Annotated in this window: 27 protein-coding genes; 14 read left to right on the plus strand and 13 right to left on the minus strand. The window is 63.7% G+C overall.

Annotated elements, in window-relative coordinates; translation table 11 throughout:
• Positions 1-38: 38 nt before the first annotated feature.
• Together WIR04_RS19810 and WIR04_RS19815 are read right to left on the minus strand one after the other, a co-directional pair.
• Positions 39-1,535 carry a CoA-acylating methylmalonate-semialdehyde dehydrogenase gene (locus WIR04_RS19810; RefSeq protein WP_338889213.1) on the minus strand — a complete coding sequence of 499 codons (1,497 nt, stop codon included), beginning with the start codon at positions 1,533-1,535 and terminating at the stop codon, positions 39-41.
• Between the two features lie 104 nt (positions 1,536-1,639).
• The gene (locus WIR04_RS19815) at positions 1,640-2,971 is read right to left on the minus strand and encodes an aspartate aminotransferase family protein (RefSeq protein WP_338889215.1); all 1,332 of its coding nucleotides are present in this window, start codon (positions 2,969-2,971) and stop codon (positions 1,640-1,642) included.
• 172 nt (positions 2,972-3,143) lie between these two features.
• Here WIR04_RS19815 and WIR04_RS19820 point away from each other — a divergent pair, with 172 nt between their 5' ends.
• From WIR04_RS19820 to WIR04_RS19850, 7 genes are all read left to right on the plus strand, one after another.
• Positions 3,144-3,686, plus strand: coding sequence for a cupin domain-containing protein (locus WIR04_RS19820; protein WP_025325324.1), 543 nt, complete (start codon positions 3,144-3,146; stop codon positions 3,684-3,686).
• Positions 3,687-3,884: 198 nt separating this feature from the next.
• Positions 3,885-5,381: an aldehyde dehydrogenase gene (locus WIR04_RS19825; protein ID WP_338889217.1), complete on the plus strand. Its 1,497-nt coding sequence runs from the start codon at positions 3,885-3,887 to the stop codon at positions 5,379-5,381.
• Positions 5,382-5,389: 8 nt separating this feature from the next.
• Positions 5,390-5,680: a hypothetical protein gene (locus WIR04_RS19830; protein WP_049828095.1), complete on the plus strand. Its 291-nt coding sequence runs from the start codon at positions 5,390-5,392 to the stop codon at positions 5,678-5,680.
• 125 nt (positions 5,681-5,805) lie between these two features.
• Positions 5,806-6,702, plus strand: coding sequence for an EamA family transporter RarD (gene rarD / locus WIR04_RS19835; RefSeq protein WP_338889219.1), 897 nt, complete (start codon positions 5,806-5,808; stop codon positions 6,700-6,702).
• A 68-nt stretch (positions 6,703-6,770) separates the two neighbouring features.
• Positions 6,771-7,574, plus strand: coding sequence for an AraC family transcriptional regulator (locus WIR04_RS19840; RefSeq protein WP_025325321.1), 804 nt, complete (start codon positions 6,771-6,773; stop codon positions 7,572-7,574).
• Positions 7,575-7,656: 82 nt separating this feature from the next.
• On the plus strand, positions 7,657-8,298 hold the full coding sequence (locus WIR04_RS19845; protein ID WP_111911676.1) for a LysE family translocator: 642 nt from the start codon (positions 7,657-7,659) through the stop codon (positions 8,296-8,298).
• A gap of 109 nt (positions 8,299-8,407) precedes the next feature.
• Positions 8,408-9,517, plus strand: coding sequence for a YeeE/YedE thiosulfate transporter family protein (locus WIR04_RS19850; RefSeq protein WP_338889222.1), 1,110 nt, complete (start codon positions 8,408-8,410; stop codon positions 9,515-9,517).
• A 74-nt stretch (positions 9,518-9,591) separates the two neighbouring features.
• On the opposite strand, the gene WIR04_RS19855 is transcribed toward WIR04_RS19850, so the two are convergent.
• Positions 9,592-10,212 carry a LysE family translocator gene (locus tag WIR04_RS19855; protein ID WP_338889224.1) on the minus strand — a complete coding sequence of 207 codons (621 nt, stop codon included), beginning with the start codon at positions 10,210-10,212 and terminating at the stop codon, positions 9,592-9,594.
• A 101-nt stretch (positions 10,213-10,313) separates the two neighbouring features.
• On the opposite strand from WIR04_RS19855, the gene WIR04_RS19860 reads away from it, so the two are divergent.
• On the plus strand, positions 10,314-11,210 hold the full coding sequence (locus WIR04_RS19860; RefSeq protein ID WP_338889226.1) for a LysR family transcriptional regulator: 897 nt from the start codon (positions 10,314-10,316) through the stop codon (positions 11,208-11,210).
• A 16-nt stretch (positions 11,211-11,226) separates the two neighbouring features.
• On the opposite strand, the gene WIR04_RS19865 is transcribed toward WIR04_RS19860, so the two are convergent.
• Positions 11,227-11,886 (minus strand): chromophore lyase CpcT/CpeT, encoded by a 660-nt coding sequence (locus WIR04_RS19865; RefSeq protein WP_338889228.1) that lies wholly within the window; start codon positions 11,884-11,886, stop codon positions 11,227-11,229.
• Between the two features lie 236 nt (positions 11,887-12,122).
• Between WIR04_RS19865 and WIR04_RS19870 the strand changes: the two genes are divergently transcribed.
• A complete protein-coding gene (locus tag WIR04_RS19870; RefSeq protein ID WP_139746334.1) occupies positions 12,123-12,572 on the plus strand; it encodes an SRPBCC family protein in 450 nt (149 codons plus the stop codon).
• Positions 12,573-12,657: 85 nt separating this feature from the next.
• Here WIR04_RS19870 and WIR04_RS19875 read toward each other — a convergent pair whose 3' ends face one another.
• Positions 12,658-13,158 carry a DUF1993 domain-containing protein gene (locus tag WIR04_RS19875; RefSeq protein ID WP_106885286.1) on the minus strand — a complete coding sequence of 167 codons (501 nt, stop codon included), beginning with the start codon at positions 13,156-13,158 and terminating at the stop codon, positions 12,658-12,660.
• Between the two features lie 280 nt (positions 13,159-13,438).
• On the opposite strand from WIR04_RS19875, the gene ydfZ reads away from it, so the two are divergent.
• A complete protein-coding gene (ydfZ, locus tag WIR04_RS19880) occupies positions 13,439-13,636 on the plus strand; it encodes a putative selenium delivery protein YdfZ (RefSeq protein ID WP_025325313.1) in 198 nt (65 codons plus the stop codon).
• A 153-nt stretch (positions 13,637-13,789) separates the two neighbouring features.
• Here ydfZ and WIR04_RS19885 read toward each other — a convergent pair whose 3' ends face one another.
• The gene (locus WIR04_RS19885; RefSeq protein ID WP_234691257.1) at positions 13,790-14,131 is read right to left on the minus strand and encodes a ligand-binding protein SH3; all 342 of its coding nucleotides are present in this window, start codon (positions 14,129-14,131) and stop codon (positions 13,790-13,792) included.
• 271 nt (positions 14,132-14,402) lie between these two features.
• On the opposite strand from WIR04_RS19885, the gene WIR04_RS19890 reads away from it, so the two are divergent.
• Together WIR04_RS19890 and fabF are read left to right on the plus strand one after the other, a co-directional pair.
• On the plus strand, positions 14,403-14,930 hold the full coding sequence (locus WIR04_RS19890; protein ID WP_163137072.1) for a winged helix-turn-helix transcriptional regulator: 528 nt from the start codon (positions 14,403-14,405) through the stop codon (positions 14,928-14,930).
• Entirely contained in the window at positions 14,927-16,204 is a 1,278-nt protein-coding gene (fabF, locus tag WIR04_RS19895) for a beta-ketoacyl-ACP synthase II (RefSeq protein WP_338889238.1), read from the plus strand. Before WIR04_RS19890 ends, fabF begins: the two co-directional genes overlap by 4 nt.
• A gap of 110 nt (positions 16,205-16,314) precedes the next feature.
• Here fabF and WIR04_RS19900 read toward each other — a convergent pair whose 3' ends face one another.
• From WIR04_RS19900 to WIR04_RS19930, 7 genes are all read right to left on the minus strand, one after another.
• A complete protein-coding gene (locus tag WIR04_RS19900) occupies positions 16,315-17,688 on the minus strand; it encodes a DUF4397 domain-containing protein (protein ID WP_338889240.1) in 1,374 nt (457 codons plus the stop codon).
• 292 nt (positions 17,689-17,980) lie between these two features.
• The gene (locus WIR04_RS19905) at positions 17,981-18,268 is read right to left on the minus strand and encodes a hypothetical protein (protein WP_338889242.1); all 288 of its coding nucleotides are present in this window, start codon (positions 18,266-18,268) and stop codon (positions 17,981-17,983) included.
• 24 nt (positions 18,269-18,292) lie between these two features.
• Positions 18,293-18,712, minus strand: coding sequence for a BON domain-containing protein (locus WIR04_RS19910; protein WP_338889244.1), 420 nt, complete (start codon positions 18,710-18,712; stop codon positions 18,293-18,295).
• A 27-nt stretch (positions 18,713-18,739) separates the two neighbouring features.
• Entirely contained in the window at positions 18,740-18,898 is a 159-nt protein-coding gene (locus WIR04_RS19915) for a DUF3309 family protein (RefSeq protein WP_080675034.1), read from the minus strand.
• Between the two features lie 259 nt (positions 18,899-19,157).
• On the minus strand, positions 19,158-19,331 hold the full coding sequence (locus WIR04_RS19920; RefSeq protein ID WP_338889246.1) for a hypothetical protein: 174 nt from the start codon (positions 19,329-19,331) through the stop codon (positions 19,158-19,160).
• A gap of 81 nt (positions 19,332-19,412) precedes the next feature.
• Positions 19,413-20,192 (minus strand): SDR family oxidoreductase, encoded by a 780-nt coding sequence (locus WIR04_RS19925; protein WP_338889248.1) that lies wholly within the window; start codon positions 20,190-20,192, stop codon positions 19,413-19,415.
• Entirely contained in the window at positions 20,192-20,518 is a 327-nt protein-coding gene (locus WIR04_RS19930) for a nuclear transport factor 2 family protein (RefSeq protein ID WP_059114014.1), read from the minus strand. The genes WIR04_RS19925 and WIR04_RS19930 overlap by 1 nt, the downstream gene beginning before the upstream one ends.
• Before the next feature lie 93 nt (positions 20,519-20,611).
• Between WIR04_RS19930 and WIR04_RS19935 the strand changes: the two genes are divergently transcribed.
• Complete coding sequence (locus WIR04_RS19935; protein ID WP_025325304.1) at positions 20,612-20,977, plus strand: winged helix-turn-helix transcriptional regulator; 366 nt, start codon at positions 20,612-20,614, stop codon at positions 20,975-20,977.
• A 204-nt stretch (positions 20,978-21,181) separates the two neighbouring features.
• Positions 21,182-21,967 carry a hypothetical protein gene (locus WIR04_RS19940; RefSeq protein WP_338889251.1) on the plus strand — a complete coding sequence of 262 codons (786 nt, stop codon included), beginning with the start codon at positions 21,182-21,184 and terminating at the stop codon, positions 21,965-21,967.
• The last annotated feature ends 87 nt before the right edge of the window (positions 21,968-22,054 follow it).

Here is a 22,054-nt window from a genome sequence, read left to right on the forward strand (position 1 = left end):
TCCGCCGGGCCATGCCAGGGCTAGCTGCTGCATGTTGATCATTTCATGGTCGGCATGGAGAACTCGGCGCCGGCCCGCAGGCTCTGGGGCCAGCGGGCAGTCACCGTCTTCATCCGGGTATAGAAGCGTACCCCGTCCGGCCCGTGCATGTTGAGCGGCCCGAAGATGGACCGCTTCCAGCCACCGAAGCTGTGAAACGCCATGGGCACCGGTATGGGTACGTTCACCCCTACCATACCGACCTGAACCCGAGTGGTGAAGTCCCTTGCGGTATCCCCGTCGCAGGTAAAGATGGCGGTGCCGTTGCCGTACTCGTGTTCGTTGATGAGGCGCAGGGCCGTCTCGTAGTCCGGCGCCCGCACTATGGCGAGCACCGGGCCGAAGATCTCCTCCCGGTAGATGCGCATCTCGGGGCCGACCCGGTCGAACAGACTGCCGCCGATGAAGTAGCCCTCACCGTGGCTGACACCGCGACCATCGACCACCAGACTGGCGCCCTCGGCCACCCCCTGATCCACGTAGCCGCGCACCTTGGCCAGGTGCTCGCGACTGATGAGGGGGCCCATCTCGTTCTCGGGGCTCTGGCCAAGGCCGGGCCCGACCCGCAGCGCCTCCACCAGCGGCGTCAGCTTGGCCACCAGGGCATCGGCGGTGGCATCGCCCACCACCAGGGCCACCGAGATCGCCATGCAGCGCTCGCCGGCCGCGCCATAGGCCGCCCCCATCAGGGCGGAGACCGCCTGATCGAGATCCGCATCCGGCATCACCAGCATGTGGTTCTTGGCGCCGCCCAGGGCCTGCACCCGCTTGCCGTGAGCCGAGGCGGTGGCATAGATGTACTGGGCTATGGGGGTGGAGCCGACGAAGGAGACGGCGGCCACCCGCGGGTCGGTCAGCAGCACGTCCACCACCTCCTTGTCGCCGTTGACCACGTTCAGCACACCGTCCGGCAGGCCCGCCTGCTTGAGCAGCTCGGCCATGCGCAGGGCCAGGGAGGGATCCTTCTCGGACGGCTTGAGGATGAAGCTGTTGCCGCAGGCCAGCGCCACCGGGAACATCCAGAGCGGCACCATGGCCGGGAAGTTGAACGGCGTGATGCCGGCGCACACCCCCACCGGCTGCATCATGGAGTGGCTGTCCACCCCCCGGCCCACATTGAGGGAGTGCTCCCCCTTGAGCAGATGGGGAATGCCGCAGGCAAACTCCACCACCTCCAGCCCCCGGGTCAACTCTCCCTGGGCGTCGGAGAACACCTTGCCGTGCTCGCGGCTGATGAGACGGGCCAGCTCGTCCCTGTGCTGCTCCATCAGCTCCTTGAAGCGGAACATCACCCTCGCCCGCACCAGCGGCGGGGTCTGGGACCAGTCGGCGAAGGCGCGCTCGGCGCTGGCGATGGCATCGAGGCACTCGGCGGCGGCGGAGAGGGCCACAGTGCCCTGCTGCTGGCCGGTGGCCGGATCGAAGATGGCGCCGAAACGCTCGCTGCGACTCTCGGTGGTTTCGCCGTCGATGAAGTTGTCGATCCTGTAACTCATAAATCCTCCGTGATGGGTCATTCGCGTCATCCCTGCGCGCGGCCGTGGGCATCAGGCACAGGAAGAGGGCGCCCGGCGGGCGCCATGCAACAAAGGGTGAAAGATCAGTCCTGGGCCTGCAGGACATCCTGCAGCAGGGTGAAGAGGTCGTCGATCTCGCTGCGCTCGATGATGAGGGGTGGCGACAGGGCGATGATGTCGCCGGTCACCCGGATAAGCGCCCCCTTCTCGAAGCAGCGCACGAACACCTCGTAGGCCCGCTTGCCCGGCGCATCCGGCATGGATTCCAGCTCTATGCCCGCCACCAGGCCGTAGTTGCGCACATCCTTCACATGCTTGCAGCCCTTCAGCGAATGGGCCGCCTCCTCCCAGTAGCCAGCCAGATCGGCGGCGCGATGGAGCAGGTTCTCGCTGCGGTAGATCTCGAGGGTCGCCAGACCCGCGGCCGCCGCCACAGGGTGACCCGAGTAGGTGTAGCCGTGGAACAGCTCGATGGCGCCCTTGCCGGCGGCCATCATGTCGTCATAGATGTGGTTCTGCACCAGCACGGCGCCCATGGGGATGGCGCCGTTGGTGAGCCCCTTGGCGCAGGTGATCATATCGGGAATGACGTCGAACTCCTGGGCGGCGAAGGGGGAGCCGAGGCGGCCGAAGCCGGTGATCACCTCGTCGAAGATCAGCAGTATGCCGTGCCTGGTGCAGATCTCCCTCAGCCGCTTGAGGTAGCCCTTGGGGGGCATGATGACGCCGGTACTGCCAGCGATGGGTTCGACGATGACGGCCGCTATGTTGCTGGCATCATGGAGGAAGACGATCTTCTCCAGTTCATCGGCCAGGGTGAGATCTTCCGCTGGCAGCCCCTTGGTGAAAGCATTTTTCCCTATGTTGAGGGTGTGGGGCAGGTGATCCACCCCCCCAAGCAGGGAGCCGAACCACTTGCGGTTGCCGGGAATGCCCCCCACCGAGATACCGCCGAAGCCGACCCCGTGATAGCCGCGCTCACGGCCGATGAGACGGGTGCGGGTGCCCTGGCCGCGTGCCCGCTGCCAGGCCAGCGCTATCTTGAGCGCAGTGTCGACGGATTCCGAGCCGGAGTTGGTATAGAAGACGTGGCCGAAGCCCTTGGGGGCTATCTCCACCAGCCGGTTGGCCAGCTCGAACGGCAGAGGGTGGCCCATCTGGAATGTGGGAGCGAAATCGAGGTGTGAGATCTGCTGGGAGACCGCCTCGGCAATCTCGCGCCGACCATGGCCCGCGTTGCAACACCAGAGCCCGGCGGTGCCATCCAGTATCTTGCGGCCATCCTCTGAGTGATAATACATCCCCTCTGCCGACTTCAGGATGCGCGGCGCCGCCTTGAACTGCTGGTTGGCGGTGAAGGGCATCCAGAAGGCGGACATGTCGGAAGGGGTATTGATGTCGCTAATCGGTTTCATGGTCACCTCATCCTTAAGGCGTTTAGTAACACTTGGCTGATGCCTATTAAATTAAACACCTGAATCCATAAAAAAGGGCCTTTTATCGCCCTGCTTGGTGTCACCCCCCAGGGGTGGTATAAGATATTTAACACAATTTTAATAATAGTAAACAGTCAAGGAGTGTCTATCGATGGATATCGGTCACCGCCTCAAGGCGGTTCGCACCAAGGCGGCCCTCTCCCAGCGCGAGCTGGCCAAGCGCTCCGGTGTGACCAACGGTTTTATCTCCCAGATCGAGAAAAATCAGGTGAGCCCCTCGGTCGCGTCGCTGCGCAAGGTGCTGGAAGGCATCCCCATGTCCCTCGCCAGCTTCTTCACCGATGAGACGGAGATGGATTCCGAGGTGATCTTCCGCGCGGACGACATGCCGGATCTCGGCACCCACCCCATCAGCTACCGTCTGGTGGGCCACAGCCGGGCCAACCGTGCCATCGGCATGATGCAGGAGGTACTTCCCCCGGGCGCCGACACCGGCGACGACATGCTGAGCCACGAGGGGGAAGAGTGCGGCATCGTCATCCAGGGCCAGGTGGAGGTCACCGTCGGCGAGCAGGTACATCTGCTGGCCCCCGGTGATGGCTACTACTTCGACAGCCGCACCCCGCACCGTTTCCGCAACGTGGGGGAGCAGGAGTGCGTGCTTATCTCGGCCAACACGCCAGCCAGCTTCTGATCCCCATGGGTGACCAGGGCCGCTCGCCACTCCACGAGACGGCCCTGCCGCCTGGGTAAAGTCCGCCGCAGCTCGGGGTCTTTTCTCCGACATTGGGCGGCAAGTGTTTAATGAATTGTTACAAGATGGATTTACAAGCGGCAGGATGTTTAGCATATTGATACGCGGAGACTATCTTTGCCGGTTCAAGGAGTGAACATGAGTGACCTGACCCTGGCCCAGTGGCAACACAAGGCCGCCCATCTGACCCTGCCCTCGCAAGCCTTTATCGACGGCAGCTACCGGGACGCCGTCAACGGCGCCACCTTCGATTGCATCAACCCGGCCAACGGCCAGTTGCTGACCAAGGTGGCCTCCTGCGACGCCGCCGACGCCGAGCTGGCGGTGCAGGCCGCCCGCGCCGCCTTCGATGACAAGCGCTGGAGCGGGCTCTCCCCGAAACAGCGCAAGCTGATCATGCAGCGCTTCGCCGAGCTGATGCGCCTCAACCAGGTGGAGCTGGCCCTGCTGGAATCCCTGGACATGGGCAAGCCCATCGGCGATGCCATGGGCTATGACGCCCCGGCCGCCGCCAACTGCATCGCCTGGAACGCCGAGGCCATCGACAAGATCTACGATCAGGTCGCCCCGGTGGAAGAGTCCGCCCTGGCGCTGGTGACCCGCGAGGCGCTCGGGGTGGTGGCCGCCATAGTGCCCTGGAACTTCCCCCTGGTGATGGCCTGCTGGAAGCTGGGCCCGGCGCTCGCCACCGGCAACTCCGTCATCCTCAAGCCGTCCGAAAAATCCCCCCTCACCGCCCTGCGCATCGCCGGCATAGCGAAAGAGGCGGGCATCCCGGATGGGGTGTTCAACGTGCTGCCCGGCTTTGGCCACACAGTGGGTGAGGCGCTGGCCATGCACATGGACGTGGACTGCATCACCTTCACCGGCTCCACCAGGATCGGCAAGCATCTGGTGCAGTGCTCCGGCAAGTCGAACCTCAAGCGCGCCTTTATGGAGTGTGGCGGCAAGAGCCCCAACATAGTGCTGGCGGACGCGCCTGATCTGGACGCCGCCGCCAAGAGCGCTGTGGGCGCCATCTTCTACAACCAAGGCGAGGTGTGCACCGCCGCCTCCCGTCTGCTGGTGCAAAACAGCATCAAGCCGCAATTCATGGAGCGCCTGCTGGCCCATGCCCGCGAGTGGATCGCCGCCAACCCGCTGGATCCCGCCACCCGCATCGGCGCCATGGTGGACGGCATCCAGATGGAGCAGGTGCTGAACTACATCGCCATCGGCCAGCAGGAGGGCGCCAGACTGCTACTGGGGGGCAAGCGCACCCACACAGAGAGCGGCGGCTTCTATATCGAGCCCACCATCTTTGACGAGGTGACGCCGCAAATGCGCATCTTCCGCGAGGAGATCTTCGGTCCTGTGCTGGCGGTGACCGGCTTCGACACCCTCGAAGACGCCATTGCCCTTGGCAACGACACCGACTACGGCCTGGCGGCGGCGATCTGGACGGCGGATCTCAACAAGGCGGTCAAGGGCTCCCGCGCCCTGCGCGCCGGCACCGTCTTCGTCAACAACTGGGATGGGGGCGACATGACGATGCCGTTCGGCGGCTTCAAGCAGTCCGGCAACGGCCGCGACAAGTCATTGCACGCCCTAGAGAAGTACACCGAGCTGAAAAGCACCTGGATCCAGCTCGAATAAGATCAGAAATGCCGCTCACCGATCGAATTGGGGGAGAAATCCCCCTTTTTCATTTTTACCCTTTCCTCAACGGCCTCAATCGATATAATCATCAAATAGACAAGCCCTTAAATATAAAGATAAAAATGCTGTTTTTTCTAGGAAGTGTACTGTTTCTGGTAGTGGGCCTGCCGCTGCTCTTCTTCATGCTGGGCGAGGGTGAGGCCTATGTGACCTGGGGTCCCTGGATCTCCGCCATCGCACTCATGCTGTGGCTGCTCATGGATGTAGAGAAGATCCGCCGCGGTGGCCGGCGCTGAGTCGATTCCATGCTGTAAAAATCTCGCCAAACGGCATTTATTAACTTCTTTCCCCCCAAAAGGATCGCTACACTGATTTTTTGCGATGTTTTCCAACATCCGACTCTCCAGTGAAGGTTATCCGCATGCAGCAACAGATCCAGCGCCAGGGCATCATCTATGCCCTGTGCGCCTATACCCTTTGGGGCCTGGCGCCCATCTACTTCAAGACCATTTCCGCCGTCCCGGCCGCCGAGATCCTGACCCACCGCATGATCTGGTCCTGCGCCCTGCTGATGGTGCTGACCCTGATCGGTCGCCAGTGGCACAAGGTGCAGGCGGTGCTGCGCCAACCTAAAGTGCTGCTCACCCTGGCCTTCACCTCCGTCACAGTCGGTGGCAACTGGCTGCTGTTCATCTGGGCCATCAACAACGGTCACATGCTGGATGCCAGCCTCGGCTACTACATCAACCCCCTGTTCAACGTGCTGCTCGGCATGCTGTTCCTGAGCGAGAAGCTGCGTCGCCTGCAGTGGTGGGCGGTGGGACTGGCGGTGATTGGGGTCGCCGTCCAGCTCATCGCCTTCGGCTCCCTGCCCTGGATAGCCCTGGTGCTGGCCTCGAGCTTCGCCATCTATGGCCTGATCCGCAAGAAGCTGGCCCTCGATGCCCTCACCGGCCTGCTGATCGAGACCATGATCATGCTGCCGCCGGCGGCCATCTACCTGTGGGGATTCGCCGACAGCCCCACCAGCCACCTCACGCAAAACGACTGGCACCTCAACCTGCTGCTGATCGCCGCCGGGGTCGTCACCACGGCGCCCCTGCTCTGCTTCACCGCCGCCGCCACCCGGCTCAAGCTCTCCACCCTGGGCTTCTTCCAGTACATAGGCCCCAGCCTGATGTTCATCCTGGCGGTCAGCCTCTACGGGGAGGCGCTGGCACTGGACAAGATGATCACCTTCGGCTGCATCTGGAGTGCCCTGGTGCTGTTCAGCCTGGACGGGCTGCGCAGCGGCAAGCGGCGTCAGCAAGCCGGTTGAGCAGGCGGGCGCGCGGTCCCTGCAATAATCTACAAGCCAGAAGCCGGATTTCGGGTTATCAATAGGCCATGAGCGCCTCTCCATCCCGCATCCACTACTGGCAATCCCGGCTGCTGCCGGGGGTTGAACTCTCCCACTCCCATCACAGGGAGTTCAGCTATGGCCGCCATGTGCACCTGGACTATCACATAGGTCTGGTGCAGCAGGGTGGCCAGAAGTTCATCCACAAGGGCAGCAGCCACAATCTGGTGCGCGGCGAGCTCTCCACCGTCAACCCGGACGAGATGCACGACGGCCTCAGTCTGCTGCCGGAAGGGTACGAGGTGAGGGTGTTCGCCATCGCCCCCGAACAGTTGGCGCGCTGGCTGCCAGACAAGCCAGAGCCCTTCTTCGACAAGGGGTTGCAGAGCCGCCCCGATCTCTATCAGGGCTTCGCCCGGCTGCACATGTATCTGGATCAGCCCGAGCCAGACGCCCTGCTGGCGGAGAGCCAGCTCTTGGCCCTGCTCGGCGAGCTGCTACACCTGGCACCGGAGCGCCATGCCCTGGCGGATCCCCAGATCAGATTCCTGCGCGACTACCTGCTGGGCCAGCTGGACGGGCACCACAGCCTGGAGGATCTGGCCGCCCTGTTCGGGCTGGATCGCTTCGCCTTCCTGCGCCAGTTCAAGAAGAAGACCGGCATGACCCCCTACGCCTGGCTCAAGCGACTGCGCCTCGAACGCGGCAAGCTCCTGCTCGCCCGCGGCCTGCCGGTGAGCGAGGTGGCACTGGCGGTCGGTTTCTTCGATCAGAGCCACTTCCACCACGGCTTCCGCCAGGCCTTCGGGCTGACCCCGGCGGACTACCGTCAGCAGATGCTCCCGGGCTAACCGACCCCACTGCAATCTTTTACAAGCCAGCCCCTGCCTCCATCCCCCATGCTGCTGCCTCATCTTTGTAGCGAGGTATGCCATGTTCACCAGCCTGTTTCTGACCATAGGTCTCATCCACCTGATCGCCCTGGCAAGCCCGGGCCCGGATTTCGCGCTGATCCTGCGCACCAGCCTGCACAGGCCCACGGCGCTCGGGGCCGCGCTTGGCATCGCCATCGCCATCCTGCTCCATGCCACCCTCAGCCTGACCGGCATCAGCCTGCTGATCGCGAGCCAGCCCTGGCTGTTTCTGGCGGTGAAGGTGGTGGGCGCCCTCTATCTGGGCTGGCTCGGCTGGGGGGCCATCAAGGCGGCGCGCCGCAGTTCCGCCACTCAGGCACTGCGGGCAGGCGGGGAGTTGCAGGGCTGGAACCGGGGGCTGAGAGCCGGGATCGCCACCAACCTGCTCAACCCCAAGGCGTTGCTGTTCTTCATGGGATTGCTGGCGGCCATGGTGACGCCCCAGGTGGATGGCCTGACCCGGGGCCTGCTGATCCTGGAGCTGTTCCTGCTGTCGCTGGCCTGGTTCGGGCTGCTGGCCTGGAGCCTCTCCACCGCCCGAGCCCAGCACCTGCTCAGCCGGGTACAAAGGCCCCTGAACCTGGTCACGGGTCTGCTGTTTGGCGCCGTCAGTCTCTCCATCCTGGCCGAGCTGGCCGTCGAGGCGAGTGCCTATGTCTGAGGCCTTGGCCTGGCGCTGACAGCGAGATTACCCCAAGCAAGCTGGCATCGGACTCATTGTGGCATTAGGATGCACGCCTTCACCACAATAACGTTACGGATGTATCGGCATGACTCGACAATGGTCGCTCCCCATAGTGGCACTCGCGGGGGGAGCCTTGCTCTGGCTCGGCACCACCTTCGGCATGAAGTGGGCCCTGATGGCCCTGATCGGCTTCGGTTTCGGCTTCACCCTCTCCTTCAGCCGCTTCGGCATCGTATTCGGCTGGCGCGAGATGCTAACCAGGCGCAACAGCTACTATGTGCGTGTGCACCTGCTCACCATCGCCATCGAGATCCTGCTGTTCACCACCTTCCTCTCCTTCACTCATGCCCTCTTTGGCGATGCCATGGTGGGCAACGTCATGGCCATCGGCGTCCCCTTCATCGTCGGCGCCTTCCTGTTCGGCATCGGCATGCAGCTGGCGGGGGTCTGTGCCACCGGCACCCTCTACTGCTGCGGCGAGGGGCAACCCCGCTTCTGGCTGGTGCTGATCTGCTACGGCATTGGTACCCTCATCAGCAACCAGTTTCGTCCCGAGCTGGAGGCCAGCTTTTCCAGCCAGGTGGTATTGGCCCGCGATCTGACCGGCAATATCTGGAGCGGCATGCTGCTCAACCTGGCCCTGGTCGCCGTGCTCTTCCTGCTGTTTCGCAAGAGCGAACTCAATAGCACCGGCGAGGTGAAGCCCATCTTCGGCGGCGGCAACCTGTTCTGGCGCGACGGCCGCTTCACCGTGCTGACCGGCGGCATCCTCATCGCCCTGCTCAACTCCGCCGTGGTGGCCCTGCACGGCTCGGCCTGGACCATCACGGGGGCCGTCTATGACATGGCGCTGCGCGGCGCCTCTCTGTTCGGCCTGTTCGAGGGCAACCCGAAATTGGCCCAGCCGCTCTTTATCAACCCCATGGTCGGCATGTTCTGGCTGGGGATCCTGGGGGCGGCGCTGGCCCGTTGCCTGAGCGGCGGCGGCAATCACACCCCGATCCGCATAGGCAACAGCCTGGCGGCCATCATTGGCGGTCTGCTGATGGGGATGGGGGCCATGTACAGTGCCTGCAACCTCGGCGGCTTCTTCGACGGCACGGCGTCGGGCAGCCTGCACGGCTGGGTCTGGATGCTGATGGCCCTGGCGGGCAGCCTCATAGGCATACGCCTGCGACCGCTGTTCAAACTCTGATGCAGTAACGGGATGGCGCTGTTGACGCCATCCCGCTCTTCTTCGCCAGGCGGGGTGCCACGCCCGACCCTCTCTCAGCCCAGCGCCCTGATCAGCAGCAGGATCGCGAAGCCGGTAAACATCACGGCCGACAGCCGGTTGATGCCCCTGGCGAAGCGCTCGCCATAGCCCTGCAAGCCCACCCAGCGAAACACCAGGCAGTAGCCGCCGTGCACCACCAGCACCACGGCGCTGAAGGTCAGCGCCAGCAGCAGGCACTGGCCCAGCGCCCCTTGGTGAAAGTCGATGAACTGGGGAAACAGGCTGGTGAAGAAAATGATCGCCTTGGGGTTGAGCAGGCTGATGAGCGCCCCCTTGACGAAGCTGCGCCAGCAATCCCTATCCGAGCTCGTGCCCATCACAGGGCTCACCCCGCGCTGACGCCAGGAGTTCACCCCCAGATAGAGCAGATAGAGGACACCACCCAGGGTGAGGATCTGCTGACCCCCGGCCAGCCAGTGGGTAAACCAGATCACCGCCAGCGAGGCCAGGGTCGCCACCAGCAGTATCCCCACCGCCACCCCCACGAAGCCGGCGATGGCGTGACGGCTTCCCCGGGTCAGGGTGTTGCCTATGGTGTAGATCACCGCCGGCCCGGGACTGAGCACAGTCCCCAGGGCGAGCAGCAGGTAGAGGGCGTAATAATCGAGACTCATCACAGGGCATTTCCCGGTCGGTTGGATGCCGCCCAGTATATTGACAGCCGCTTCGCCAGCCAGACATAGTGGCGCTCGGCTTTATAAACCAGGAGTTTAGAGTGGACCGTCTGACCGCCATCGAGATCTTCGTCGAGGTCGCCCGCGCGGGCAGCTTCAGTGCCGTGGCGGACCGCTTCGAGATGACGCCGGCCATGATCGGCAAGTACATCAAATGGCTGGAGGCCAGGGTCGGCTCCCGCCTGCTCAACCGCAACACCCGCTGCCAGAGCCTGACCGAGGCGGGCAGGGAGTACCTCGGCGGTTGCCAGAGCCTGCTGCAACACTACCGGGCGCTGGAGCAGAATACCCAGGCCCACACCGGCCAGGCGGCGGGCAAGATCCGCATCAATGCCCCCATCACCTTCGGCAGCTATCGGCTGACCCCCTTGCTGTGCCGCTTCATGGCGCAGTATCCGAAGATCCGCATCGAGCTGGATCTCTGTGATCGGCTGGTCGACGTGATCGGCGACGGCTTCGACCTCATCTTCCGGGTCGGCACCCCCAAGGATGCCGCCTACATAGCCCGCCCGCTGGCCCACTCGGCCTCGGTGTTCTGCGCCTCCCCGCGCTACCTGCAACGGCACGGCACCCCGCAGGAACTGGCGGATCTCGCCCATCACCACTGCCTGGGCTTCGCCCCCTGGCTGACCCAGTCGAGCCTGGCCACTGAGTTTCCCCTCGAGCAGCTGCATCTGTGGGACAGCCCCTTCATCAGCAACCATGGCAGCGCCCTCAAGGTGGCGGCATTGAATCATGCGGGCATAGTGCTGCAACCGCGGGCCCTGCTGAGCCAGGAGCTGGCCAGCGGCGCCCTGCTGGAAATACTGCCGGATGCCCTGCCCGCCCCGCGCCCGGTCAACATGCTTTATCCGGCGAGAGAGCCCATGCCGCTACGGCTGCGACTGCTGATCGACTACCTCAGCGAGCACCGCCAGGCGCTGGACATACAGGCGTGACACGGCGCAGGCCGGGTCATTCCCCCCGTTGCTTCACCTTGCGCAGGTAGAGATACCCCTCCCCCGGGCTGCCCCAGCGCTGGCGGGCGCCGTTGTCATAGGCCCTGTCCAGCAGCCTGACGCTGTTGGGGCCTATCCAGAGGTACTGCACCAGGGTAGTGGCGCCGCCAAAGTCGGTGGCACAGCTGCCGACCTTGCTGTGGCCCGCGTACTCTCCGCTGGCCTGGCGGGTCAGCCAGATCTCGCAGCCCTGGCGCAGGGAGAGTTGTTGCGGAGTGAGGGAGTCGAGCAGTTCGGGCTGGCGCCAGGCGCCGGCGAAATCGGTGGCCCTCGGCATGGTCAGCTCGGCCATCAGGATGCGGCCATCGGGCAGCGGGGAGAAACGGTAGATGCGCTGACGGAAGGGGCGCACCGCCCGCTCGGTCAGGAACTGCTCGGCATAGACCCAGCGAAAGGGGCCTTCCCCGGGCCAGATCTCCACCAGTCGCAGCTCGGCGCTGGTGAAACGCTGGTCATAACCGGCCTGCTCCTGGCTGGAGAACTCGCCGGTGAACCAGGAGAGCAGCGGCTCCATCTTCCCCTCCACCGGTGACGGGCTGGCCACGAAGGGAACGGGGTTGGCCCACACCAGGCAGGCGTAAAACAACCCGCACAGGGCCACCATCAGCTTTGTCATCGAATCCTTCCGAGTCGCTTGCATGGCGGCGATTATATGAGCGAACGGCGGCAATAACCTCTACCTTGATCAACTCCTCGCCAATCCGCTGAAAAATCACTGCGTTAGCGAAGAAGTACGACGCAGGAGAGCGGCGGAGCCAGGCATCCCCGCTCACCCGGCTCACCGCCCCGGCAGCGGCCAACATCGCCGTGGGCGACTATTCTTGCTGCGGACCAACCGAGGAGGGATCCCCCATGACGACTGGAACTGTGACACTGCACCGCGTACTCAAGGCCCCGCCGATGCGGGTATACAGAGCCTTTATCGAGGCAGACGCCCTGGCCAAGTGGCTGCCGCCCCATGGCTTCACCTGCCGGGTGGAGCACCTGGAGGCCAGGGTCGGCGGCACCTTCAGGATGGCGTTCTTCCATTTCGGCAGCGGCCACAGCCATGCCTTCGGCGGCGAATATCTCGAGCTGGAACCGGGCAAGCGCCTGCGCTACACGGACAGTTTCGACGACCCCAAGCTGCCCGGGGAGATGCGGGTCACCATCACCCTCACCCAGGTGCTGTGCGGCACCGAACTGGCCATAGAGCAGGCCGGCATACCCGCGCTCATCCCGGTCGAGATGTGCTATCTCGGCTGGCAGGAGTCCCTGACCCAGCTCGCCGCCCTGGTGGAGCCCGAGATCCCGAGCGAATAAGCCGATGCCATCCCGGGAATGCCGGGGCCCAAAAAGCAGAGAGCCTGCCGGATGGCAGGCTCTTTTTATTCCCGAGGTACTGGCCTTATTGCAGGTTCAGGCCACCCAGGTAGTCCTTCTTGCCGAGATCGACCCCAGCCTGGCGCAGCAGGGCATAGGTCATGGTCAGGTGGAAGTAGAAGTTCGGAATGCCGTACTCGTGTACGCAGCTGTGGCCGTCCATCCCCTTGCCACCCGCCCAGTAGGGGTAGTAGTGGCCGCTCGCATACTGGCTGAAGTCGGCGTCCAGCTTGCTCTGCAGATAGGCGATGGTCTTGGCTACATGAGCGCGCAGATCCGCCATTGTCTTGGGATCATCCCCCAGCACCGGCGGCTCGCTCAGGCTGGCGGTGGCCACCAGGGCGCGGGCGCTGTCACAGCAGATCAGCACCTGTTTGCTCAGCGGCAGCATGTCGACGATGAGGCGCTCATTGAAGAAGTTCTCCACATTGAACTTCTTCGCCGCGGCATGGGCCTCGGCCTTGGCCAGACACTGGTCCAGGTTGGTCAGCATCTTGATGAACTGGGCGGCGATTTCACGATTCATATTGGGATCCCGGTTGGTTGAAGGCAGTTAAACGAGCGGCACCACTATAACCCATCCCTTTTCCGGTTCGAGCCTGTGGCGATGAAAAGCAGAGGCGACCCGCGTGCCCTGCGACAGGCAATGGCGGCCTCGGCGAGGCCCTCTTGCCAGCGCGCCCGGCTCCCTGAGTCCCTCTTTCCCCTTTTTTTGATCTGTGACAGGCATCTCGTTTTTTCGGAGGCGTAGTCTGGGCCCGTTGTCCCGGCATGGGCCGGGACCCACACCCGAAAAGGAGAATGCCATGAAGATCTACGATAGAAACCGCAATGTGCTGACCCTGGGCCAGCGCGTCATGATTGCCGCCACCGGCGCGGTCGATACCCTGAAGGAGGCTCACACCGACAACATGACCCCCTATGAGGCGGAGCATGAGAAGTGCGTGCTGCTGGCAAACACCCAAGAGCGTTACGCGCCCATAGAGTTGATTAGACTAGGCTGATCCCCTTCCCCGTCACCCTACTCTTTACAATTCACCCGGCCGCCGCGCCCCAGCTGACGGCCGGGTTTCTGGGTTCCCTGACCCTCTCCTTTCCCTCATCCCACTATGTTGACGGCTCCCCTGCCGCCTTAGGCAACGCAGAGCGGCCCTGCCTTATGACGGTGAGGCGATGCAGCTTGCCGGTATCCAGCCCGAGCCCCCTGTTTCGTTGTGTACCCAGAGCCAGCCGGCCAGCTCTCTCTCCACCCTGACCCTTTCACCCACCACCACATCCAGTTCGCGGGCGGTGTAATCCTGGCGCGCCAGCGCCTCCCCTTCCCCGAGGAGCGTCAGCAGCGACAGCGGCGCCCACCCCTCGTTGCCATCCGCCATGACGGTGCGAACCCAGCCCGGAAACTCGTCATCCTCGTGGCCGATACGCACCCGCTCCCCGGCGCTAAAACCGATGGGATTGGGGTAACTGGTGTGGTGAGCCGTGGTGATCAGCGCCAGCATATGATTCTTCTCCGATGTGCTCTGGTTGGGGGAGTAACACTGACTTGATACCACAAGCGCCGCCCCATTGCCGGGAGCCAGGCCCCATGGCGCCCACAGCCTCTCTCGGCAACCCCCTGGCGATGACATGCCCAGCAAGGTGGGTGTCCCAGATTTCCCCTCTCCAAGGTGCCTATTACCATCGCCCACCACCGGACGGCACTAGTCACTTGCATAATGGAAGTAAGGTCCGTATGGTGACTTCCATTATGCAAGTAACCTGATAGCCCATATGCGCAAGAAGAGTCTGAGTGAACAGCAGTGCCCCATCGCCCGCAGCCTGGATCATGTCGGCGAGTGGTGGAGTCTGCTGATTATCCGCGATGCCATGCATGGCCTGTCGCGCTTCGATGAATTTCAAAAGAGCCTTGGCATCTCCCCCAACATACTGACCCGGCGCCTGACCGCCCTGGTCGAGGGGGGGCTGATGGAGAAGCGGCTCTACTCCGAGCGCCCCCCTCGCTATCAATATGCGCTCACCCCCCGCGGCCAGGATCTCAGCGCCGTGCTGATCGCGCTGCTCACCTGGGGCAATAACCACCTTGCGCCCGAGGGGGCCAGCATCCAGCTGAGGGATGCCCAGACGGGCGAGCTGGTCGAGCCCATGCTGGTGGACAGGCGCACGGGTCAGGAGATTTCACCCTCGCGCCACACCCTGGTGCCGGGACCGGCCGCCAGTGACGGCATGAAGCAGCGTCTGCGCCATGCCAATGGCGTGATGAGCGGCGATAACCCTTCGAAACAGGAATCAGAATCATGAGCTCAACTCGCATCGTGGTGACAGGAATGGGAGCGGTGACCCCGCTTGGATATGGGGTGGAAACAGTGTGGCAGCGGCTGCTGGCGGGCCAGTCCGGCTTGCGCCGCCTGCCGGAGGCCTTCACCGAAGGGCTGGCCGCCAAGGTGGGCGCCATGGTGCCCTCCCTGGCAGAAGATCCCCTGGCCGGGTTTGATCCTGATGCAGTGGTGCCGCTCAAGGAGCAGAAGAAGATGGATCGCTTCATCCTCTTTGCCATTGCCGCGGCCAAGGAGGCCCTGCTGCAGGCTAACTGGGCCCCCAGGACGGCGGCGGAGCAGGAGCGCACCGCCACCATCATCGCCTCGGGCATCGGCGGCTTCCCCGCCATCGTCGATGCGGTGCGCACCACGGATGAGCGGGGACCGCGCCGCTTGTCCCCCTTCACCATCCCCTCCTTCCTGGTCAACATGGCGGCGGGCCATGTCTCCATCAACTTCGGCTTCAAGGGGCCGCTCGGGGCACCGGTCACGGCCTGCGCCGCAGGGGTGCAGGCCATTGGCGACGCCGCCCGGCTCATTCGCTGTGGTGAGGCCGACATCGCCATCTGTGGCGGGGCCGAAGCCACCATTGACCGCGTCAGTCTGGGCGGGTTTGCCGCTGCTCGCGCGCTGTCCTCAGCCTATGCCGACGACCCCGAAGCGGCCTCCCGCCCCTTCGATGTCGACCGCGATGGGTTTGTCATGGGCGAAGGGGCCGGGATCCTGGTGATTGAATCCCTGGAACACGCCCTGGCCCGGGGCGCCACCCCCATAGTGGAGCTGGTGGGCTATGGCACCAGTGCCGACGCCTATCACCTCACCGCAGGTCCCGAAGATGGCGACGGCGCACGCCGCGCCATGATGGCGGCCCTGGCTCAGGCCGGCATTCAGGCGGCGGATGTCCAGCACCTCAATGCCCATGCCACCTCGACCCCGGTGGGTGACAGGGGGGAGCTGGCCGCCATCAAACGCGTATTTGGGGATGACAACCAGATTGCGGTGACCTCCACCAAGTCAGCCACCGGCCATCTGCTGGGGGCCGCCGGGGGCATAGAGGCCATCTTCACCGCCCTGGCCATTCGCGATCAGAGAGTGCCTGCCACCCGCAACCTGCAGCAACCCGACCCGTTCGCCGACGGCGTGGACATAGTGCGGGGCACGGCCCGTGACATGGGGATCGAGCACGCCATCTCCAATGGGTTTGGCTTTGGCGGTGTGAATGCCAGCGTGCTGTTCAAGCGCTGGCGGGGGGCCTGATCTCGCTGGTGTCATCATCCTGGGACACCCAGACTTCCTGCCATAAAAAGACCCAAACTGAAGGGCTCAGTTTGGGTCAGGTTGCGAGTCAGCCGACTCGCAGAGGGTCATCATTTGCTGCTGACGTCGTCCAGGATCAGCAGCTCAGGATCCACGCCACCGACACTGTCAGACAGGGCCGCGGCTGTCAGCACCTGACCGTTGGTCAGGGTGACCGGCAGGGGACCTATGACCGGGGTCTTGTCACCCGAGGCCGTGACTGTGACCTGGTAATCACCGGCGGCAATGGCAAGATAGCCGCTGTCTGCCTTGAAGGGCACGGCCTTGAGCGCCGGTGAGGCGCCGCTGATGTCCGTGCCCGCAGTCAGGTAGATATCGACCGCCGGTGCCGTGGGGGCGGCATGGAGCACCCGCAGTTGAGCCTCGGTAGCAACCACCCGTCCGGTATCCGTCAGCAACAGTGGCTCTATGGTTTCACCTGAGGGGTCCAGCAACTGGCCCACGGCAAACAGGGAGTAGCGAGCCCCCGCCTTGAGCGGCACGTCGCTGGCACTGATCACCTCAGGGGTGACGGCTCCGGTTGGCGTGACCACAAAGTCATAATCGGCGGCGGCCAGCCCCAGATACCCGGTGTTCCCCTTGAAGGCCAATCCTTGCAGCGGGGCCGCTGTCGGGGCAACGCCATTCACCCAGATGTCGACGGCAGGGGCATCGGCAACTGCATGGACCACCCTCAGCCGAGCCTGCTCATCGACAGACAGGATGGGGGTGGCGCCAGCATCGCCGATGGCGAGCAACTGCACCGGGCTTGGCCCCGCCCCCAGGTTATCGATCGCCGCCATCAGCAAGTCGGTCCCCCCGCTGAGCGTCTGCGGGCCAGAGTCATAAACCACATCCACAGTCCCCGCCAAGGTCAGCCTGATCTGGTATTCCCCTGCCGGCAGGGTGAGGGGGTCGCTGTAGGTCTTGAACGGAATATTGGCCAGAGTCGGGCTGGCCAGGGCGGCCCCCGGCGCGGTGACATGGACGTCGACTGCCGGTGCACTCGGTGCGGCATGCAGCACCTGCACACGAATATCACCGCCTGTCGGCGCCTGGTTCGGCCGCTCAATCACCAGCGGGCCAAAGGCGGTATCACCGCTGCCAGCCAGTTTGCCGACGGCCAGCACGTCGTACTGGGTGTCGGATTTCAGCTCGAGAGACAGAGGGCCTATGACCGTCGTCGTCGCCCCCCCTGGCAAGATGCCGTCTACCGCCACTTCGTGACTGCCAGCGGCAACCGGCTTGAGCCCGCTACTGCTGCCATAGTCAACGGCCGTCAGGAAAGGGGCACCATCGACCCTTACATCAACCTTGGGGGCATCAGGGGCCAGATGGCTGATCCTGATGATGGCATTGGGCGGACTGCTGTCATTATCACTCCCCCCACAGGCTGCCAGGGTTAATCCCATGGCAATGGCTGCACAACTCTGAAACCATTTCATTTGATCAATCTCCATTTGGTAAGTGGCCAGAGTGATATGACTGTCCCGAACGATCGGATCACAGCGCTTTCTCTCCGTGATGGCGGTTGGCGAGGTGGAAGGAGGGATGGGGGTGGGCAATACAGGGCCAGCCAGCCGCGTGGGGGAAAGGCGGCGAGCGCTTCAAGAGGGGCCTGATCTCCCTGCCAGGTGAATATCATCATGCTGGCTGAAAGGGCGGCGAACTCCCCAGCCGGGCGTTCGCCGATTTTTTCATCTTGGGATACCCAGTTTCCCCCAGGGGGATCCCCGTTCACTTGAATTTCGACTGGGCGTCAGCCAGACCGCTCTTCAGATCGTGCCACATCTGGTCGGCGGTCAGCTTGACCTGCACCCAGGACTCGCCGCTCTCCCTGCCGAGCACCTCCATGCTGTCGGAGGCGGCATGCTGCCTGGCACGCAGTGCCTGTAGCTCCTTGGTCCCCTTGACCCTCATGTCGGCCGAGAGGGTCTCCAGCCTGGCTTCCAGCAGGTTGATCTGGCAGCCCCACTCCTTGAGCTGGGCGCTCATTCGTTTCCTGTAGGCTTGGTGCATTTCCATCTTGTGCTCCCTGGGTAAGCGACCCTACTGGGTCTTGGTGAGTGTCAGCTGATTGACGACATTCTCGACGCCATCGACCGCCATCGCGATCGCGCTGGCCTTGTCGCTGTTGGCTTTCGAGTCGGCCGTCCCGGTCAGGGTGACGACACCGCCGACGGTGTCGACGCTGATCCGCATTGACTTGAGCCCGGGTTCGCCGAGGAGCTTGGTCTTCACCTTGGTGGTGACTTCGGTGTCTGCCCAGGCCTGGGCGCTCTCGGCACCTTTCTGGCTCATCTTGTTTTCATACTTGTCGAGGGTGGCATCGACCTTCTTGCCGGTCTCGCTGGCCGCCTCATCTATGCTCTTGCCGGCCTGTTCCGCCGACCCCGGTTTGTCGCACCCGCTCAGCCCCAAGGTACAGAGCAGCGAGATGGCGACGAGGGTTAGGTTGCTGTGTGGCATCTGTTGATTTCTCCGAAGTGAAGTTGCCTAGATCTTGCCTAGCAAGACCAGGATGAGCAGTACTGTCAGTACCAGTCCGATGATGCCGCTTGGCGCGTAGCCCCAGCCCTGGCTGTGCGGCCAGCGGGGAATGGCACCGATCAGTAGCAGGACAAGCACGATCAGCAGAACGGTTCCAATGGTCATGGCTTTCTCCTAGAAGTTGCATGTGGGCGACATAAACGACCCATCTGATAGTGCGACCAGTCCACAGGCCCGGTCTGTACGCAAACACACAGAGGGGGGAGAGATTTTGATCTTTCCTGGCCGGGCAGATGGGCAAGCAAGGGTGCAGAGGTTGCAAGAGGCGAACATGGAAGGAGAAAGCAGTGACGCCCCCACCTTGGGGGTCCGGCAGCGAAGGGAGGGCTTTATTGGCTATCCGGTTATCTGCCGCCCGCAGGGCTTAGGGGCGAAGGGGTGAACCGGACCATCCCTTGCCAAGAGTGCGGATCAGCAGCAGTGCCGGCAGCAGGGTGACCAGCAGCCAGTGCGCATGGGGCAGGATAAAGGCATGGATGATTTCTCGCGCCAGCCAGGTCGAGGCGGTGGCAGCAGAAGGCGGCCCCCAGCAAGGCACCGAACTCCTGCCTGGGCCGCCTTGACAGCGTGCGGCCCGGGGTGGGGGCCTCCTTTCTCTGATGCCCCTCCCGGTGCCTGCCTAAGCGGTGGGCACAGTGCCCCCGTCAATCACATATTCAGTACCGCTGATAGAGGCGGCCAGAGGCGAGGCCAGAAACGCGATGAGATTCGCGACTTCCTGCGGCCTGGCGGGGCGGCCGAGGGGGATCCCCCCCAGGGAATCCATGATGATCTGCTTGCCTCCCTCGTAATCCGTGCCGGCCTGGGTCGCAAGCCGCTCAGCCAGCGCAACGGATGCCTCTGTCTCTATCCAGCCGGGAGAGACCCGCACCACCCGCACGCCTTTTGGCGTCACCTCTTTCGACAGACTCTTGCTGTAGGTTGACAGCGCAGCCTTGGCGGCGGCATAGGCCGTGGTCGACTCCGGCAAAGGCAGCTCACGCTGGATGGAGGTGACATGGATGATCACCCCCTCCCCCTGTGCCAGCATGGCGGGCAACAGCGCCCTGTCCAGACGCACCGCAGGCATCAGGTTCAGGTTCAGCTCCCGCTGCCACTCATCCTCCCCCAGTGCCGCGAAGCCGCCACCCGGCGCCGATGAGCCGCCCAGCACGTGGACTATGATGTCCACGCCGCCCAGCCTGGCGTTGACGGCATCCACCACCGTGTTGCAGCCTTGCACAGTGGTCAGGTCGGCGGCGACAAACAGCGCCTCGGGCAGGTCCGCCGGGCGGCTGCGCGCCGTGGTCAGCACCCGGGCGCCATTGTCACGAAACAGGGCGAGCACGGCTTTCCCCACCCCCTTGGTACCTGCGGTGATCAGTACACGCCGGCCTTGCAGTGCCAAATCCATCGCCATCACAGTATCTCCAGAGATTGAATGTCATTGCCCGACATCAGAAACCGGTGTTCAAGCATCACCGGGCTGCCGGGGAAGTTGCCCGCCACCTCGGCAACCACTGTCACCCGCGCCCCTGCCTGCGTCACCGTCACCGGCTCCACCCTGTACTCGACGGCTTTTCGGGTCCCTGCCATCCAGGCCTGGATGGCGCTATGCCCCTGATGGGTATGGCTTTCGTCCCGCACGAGCGCATCTGCGGTGAAGCACCCGGCAAGGCGGGCCGGATCCGCCCCATTGCTGACCTCGAAATAGGTGGCAATGGATGGAAAGTGTAGAGAAGTCATCGTCATCCTCGCTGAGAGAGAGTTGCTGTACATCCACTTTCCACATAGGCTTACGTTTAATCAAGAACGCACAAAAAAGTAAGTGACTCACCCATGACCAGGATCTATACCCCTTCGACTGCGGCTATCGGTGTCGAAGACGTGCTCAAATTGCTGGAAGGCCGCTGGAAACTGGTCATCCTGTTTCACCTGTTCGATGGCAAAGTGCAGCGTTATTCGGACTTTGAACGGCTGATCCCGGCCATTTCCCAGAAGATGCTGGCCCAGCAGCTGCGACAGCTGGAAGCGGACGGCATAGTAGTGCGCAAGGTCTACCCGCAGGTGCCGCCCAAGGTGGAATATCGCCTGACCGACTGGGGACAGGCCCTGTGCCCGGCATTGGATGCCTTGTTGAAATGGGCGGAGCAGAAAGAGGCGCTCCAGCCCCAGAACCCAGCCGAGCAGGAAACCTCCGACTGACCCTCAGTCAATACAGGAGCCGCCGGCCCGCTCCGTCACGGGGCCCATGACCGGTCGGGGGCTCCCGGCTCAGACATCGGCTCCCGGATGCCCCTCTTCCTCGTGATTCATTACCATGAGTGAATTTTCATATCAGTCGAGTGCCATTTCAGTGAACACTTCACCGCCCTAGACTGCTTCTCGAACCTTAACGAGGAGTCTCATATGAAATTCACCAACGTCGCTCTCCTGGCTGGCGCCATCGCCTCTGCCATGTCTTTCAACACCTTCGCCGGTGACCTTGTCTCGGTGCAGTTCAGCGATGGCCGCCCCGCCGTGACCGGGGTCGAGGCAGTCAACGGGGTGCTCAACCCCATAGGGGTCAACGTGGTCACCGTCGAGATCCCCGAGGCCGCCAGGCCCCTGCTCGAAGCCTCCCACCGCCGCGCGTTGACCAAAGCTGAGCACGGCGCCCTGATTGCGGCCTTCAACCTGAGCCAGGGGGATCTGCTGGAGCAGGCCAGGCTCGCAGGGCGCGAACCCGCGGTGAAAGGGGGCGGCGTCGCCACCGAAGAGACCGGCGTCGGCCCCTACCCCAAGGTCTATGACCTGATGGCGCTGGACGAGCGCACCCGCAGCGCCGTGCTGGGCAAATATGGCCGCATGCACGTCAACTCAGCAGAAGACGGCACCGACATCGACGAGGTGATGACTGTGGTCAGCGGCGGCCCCTTCCGCTGGGGCTTTACCCTGAAAGACGGCAGCATCGCCCGCTTCCAGATCGACAAGGTGGGCCTTGAAGACAAGGCCGTGCGGATCAGCTATCACGGGCTGGGCATGCACGCCGGGCTGATGGACGCCAGACAGGGGCTGCTGGTGGCCTTCGCCCATGGCCCCGAGGCATTCACCATGCGCTACCAGGCCGAGGTGCCCCACGCGCAGCTGCTCGGCACCAACCCCTGGGCCGATGTCGGCATCAGCCTGCCCCCCGCGCCAGGCAAGACGCAATAAGCATCCTCCATGCTCCGGGCGGTCGGGCTGCAGCCCGGCCGCCCTTGTCATGCCTCTCTTTTCCATCACGGCTGGCGACCGATGGCC

Source organism: Aeromonas rivipollensis (assembly GCF_037811135.1).
Taxonomy (GTDB): Bacteria; Pseudomonadota; Gammaproteobacteria; order Enterobacterales; family Aeromonadaceae; genus Aeromonas; species Aeromonas rivipollensis.

What these genes read in the sequence shown, in the direction of transcription:
- WIR04_RS19900 (WP_338889240.1), bottom strand. Translation starts at nt 17,688, where the DNA reads ATGAAATGGTTTCAGAGTTGTGCAGCCATTGCCATGGGATTAACCCTG.
- WIR04_RS19940 (WP_338889251.1), top strand. Translation starts at nt 21,182, where the DNA reads ATGAAATTCACCAACGTCGCTCTCCTGGCTGGCGCCATCGCCTCTGCC.
- WIR04_RS19810 (WP_338889213.1), bottom strand. Translation starts at nt 1,535, where the DNA reads ATGAGTTACAGGATCGACAACTTCATCGACGGCGAAACCACCGAGAGT.
- ydfZ (WP_025325313.1), top strand. Translation starts at nt 13,439, where the DNA reads ATGAAGATCTACGATAGAAACCGCAATGTGCTGACCCTGGGCCAGCGC.
- WIR04_RS19885 (WP_234691257.1), bottom strand. Translation starts at nt 14,131, where the DNA reads ATGCTGGCGCTGATCACCACGGCTCACCACACCAGTTACCCCAATCCC.
- WIR04_RS19830 (WP_049828095.1), top strand. Translation starts at nt 5,390, where the DNA reads ATGCCGCTCACCGATCGAATTGGGGGAGAAATCCCCCTTTTTCATTTT.
- WIR04_RS19825 (WP_338889217.1), top strand. Translation starts at nt 3,885, where the DNA reads ATGAGTGACCTGACCCTGGCCCAGTGGCAACACAAGGCCGCCCATCTG.
- WIR04_RS19820 (WP_025325324.1), top strand. Translation starts at nt 3,144, where the DNA reads ATGGATATCGGTCACCGCCTCAAGGCGGTTCGCACCAAGGCGGCCCTC.
- WIR04_RS19815 (WP_338889215.1), bottom strand. Translation starts at nt 2,971, where the DNA reads ATGAAACCGATTAGCGACATCAATACCCCTTCCGACATGTCCGCCTTC.
- WIR04_RS19925 (WP_338889248.1), bottom strand. Translation starts at nt 20,192, where the DNA reads ATGGCGATGGATTTGGCACTGCAAGGCCGGCGTGTACTGATCACCGCA.
- WIR04_RS19935 (WP_025325304.1), top strand. Translation starts at nt 20,612, where the DNA reads ATGACCAGGATCTATACCCCTTCGACTGCGGCTATCGGTGTCGAAGAC.
- WIR04_RS19870 (WP_139746334.1), top strand. Translation starts at nt 12,123, where the DNA reads ATGACGACTGGAACTGTGACACTGCACCGCGTACTCAAGGCCCCGCCG.
- WIR04_RS19850 (WP_338889222.1), top strand. Translation starts at nt 8,408, where the DNA reads ATGACTCGACAATGGTCGCTCCCCATAGTGGCACTCGCGGGGGGAGCC.
- WIR04_RS19840 (WP_025325321.1), top strand. Translation starts at nt 6,771, where the DNA reads ATGAGCGCCTCTCCATCCCGCATCCACTACTGGCAATCCCGGCTGCTG.
- fabF (WP_338889238.1), top strand. Translation starts at nt 14,927, where the DNA reads ATGAGCTCAACTCGCATCGTGGTGACAGGAATGGGAGCGGTGACCCCG.
- WIR04_RS19930 (WP_059114014.1), bottom strand. Translation starts at nt 20,518, where the DNA reads ATGACTTCTCTACACTTTCCATCCATTGCCACCTATTTCGAGGTCAGC.
- WIR04_RS19845 (WP_111911676.1), top strand. Translation starts at nt 7,657, where the DNA reads ATGTTCACCAGCCTGTTTCTGACCATAGGTCTCATCCACCTGATCGCC.
- WIR04_RS19915 (WP_080675034.1), bottom strand. Translation starts at nt 18,898, where the DNA reads ATGACCATTGGAACCGTTCTGCTGATCGTGCTTGTCCTGCTACTGATC.
- rarD (WP_338889219.1), top strand. Translation starts at nt 5,806, where the DNA reads ATGCAGCAACAGATCCAGCGCCAGGGCATCATCTATGCCCTGTGCGCC.
- WIR04_RS19875 (WP_106885286.1), bottom strand. Translation starts at nt 13,158, where the DNA reads ATGAATCGTGAAATCGCCGCCCAGTTCATCAAGATGCTGACCAACCTG.
- WIR04_RS19905 (WP_338889242.1), bottom strand. Translation starts at nt 18,268, where the DNA reads ATGGAAATGCACCAAGCCTACAGGAAACGAATGAGCGCCCAGCTCAAG.
- WIR04_RS19910 (WP_338889244.1), bottom strand. Translation starts at nt 18,712, where the DNA reads ATGCCACACAGCAACCTAACCCTCGTCGCCATCTCGCTGCTCTGTACC.
- WIR04_RS19890 (WP_163137072.1), top strand. Translation starts at nt 14,403, where the DNA reads ATGCGCAAGAAGAGTCTGAGTGAACAGCAGTGCCCCATCGCCCGCAGC.
- WIR04_RS19855 (WP_338889224.1), bottom strand. Translation starts at nt 10,212, where the DNA reads ATGAGTCTCGATTATTACGCCCTCTACCTGCTGCTCGCCCTGGGGACT.
- WIR04_RS19865 (WP_338889228.1), bottom strand. Translation starts at nt 11,886, where the DNA reads ATGACAAAGCTGATGGTGGCCCTGTGCGGGTTGTTTTACGCCTGCCTG.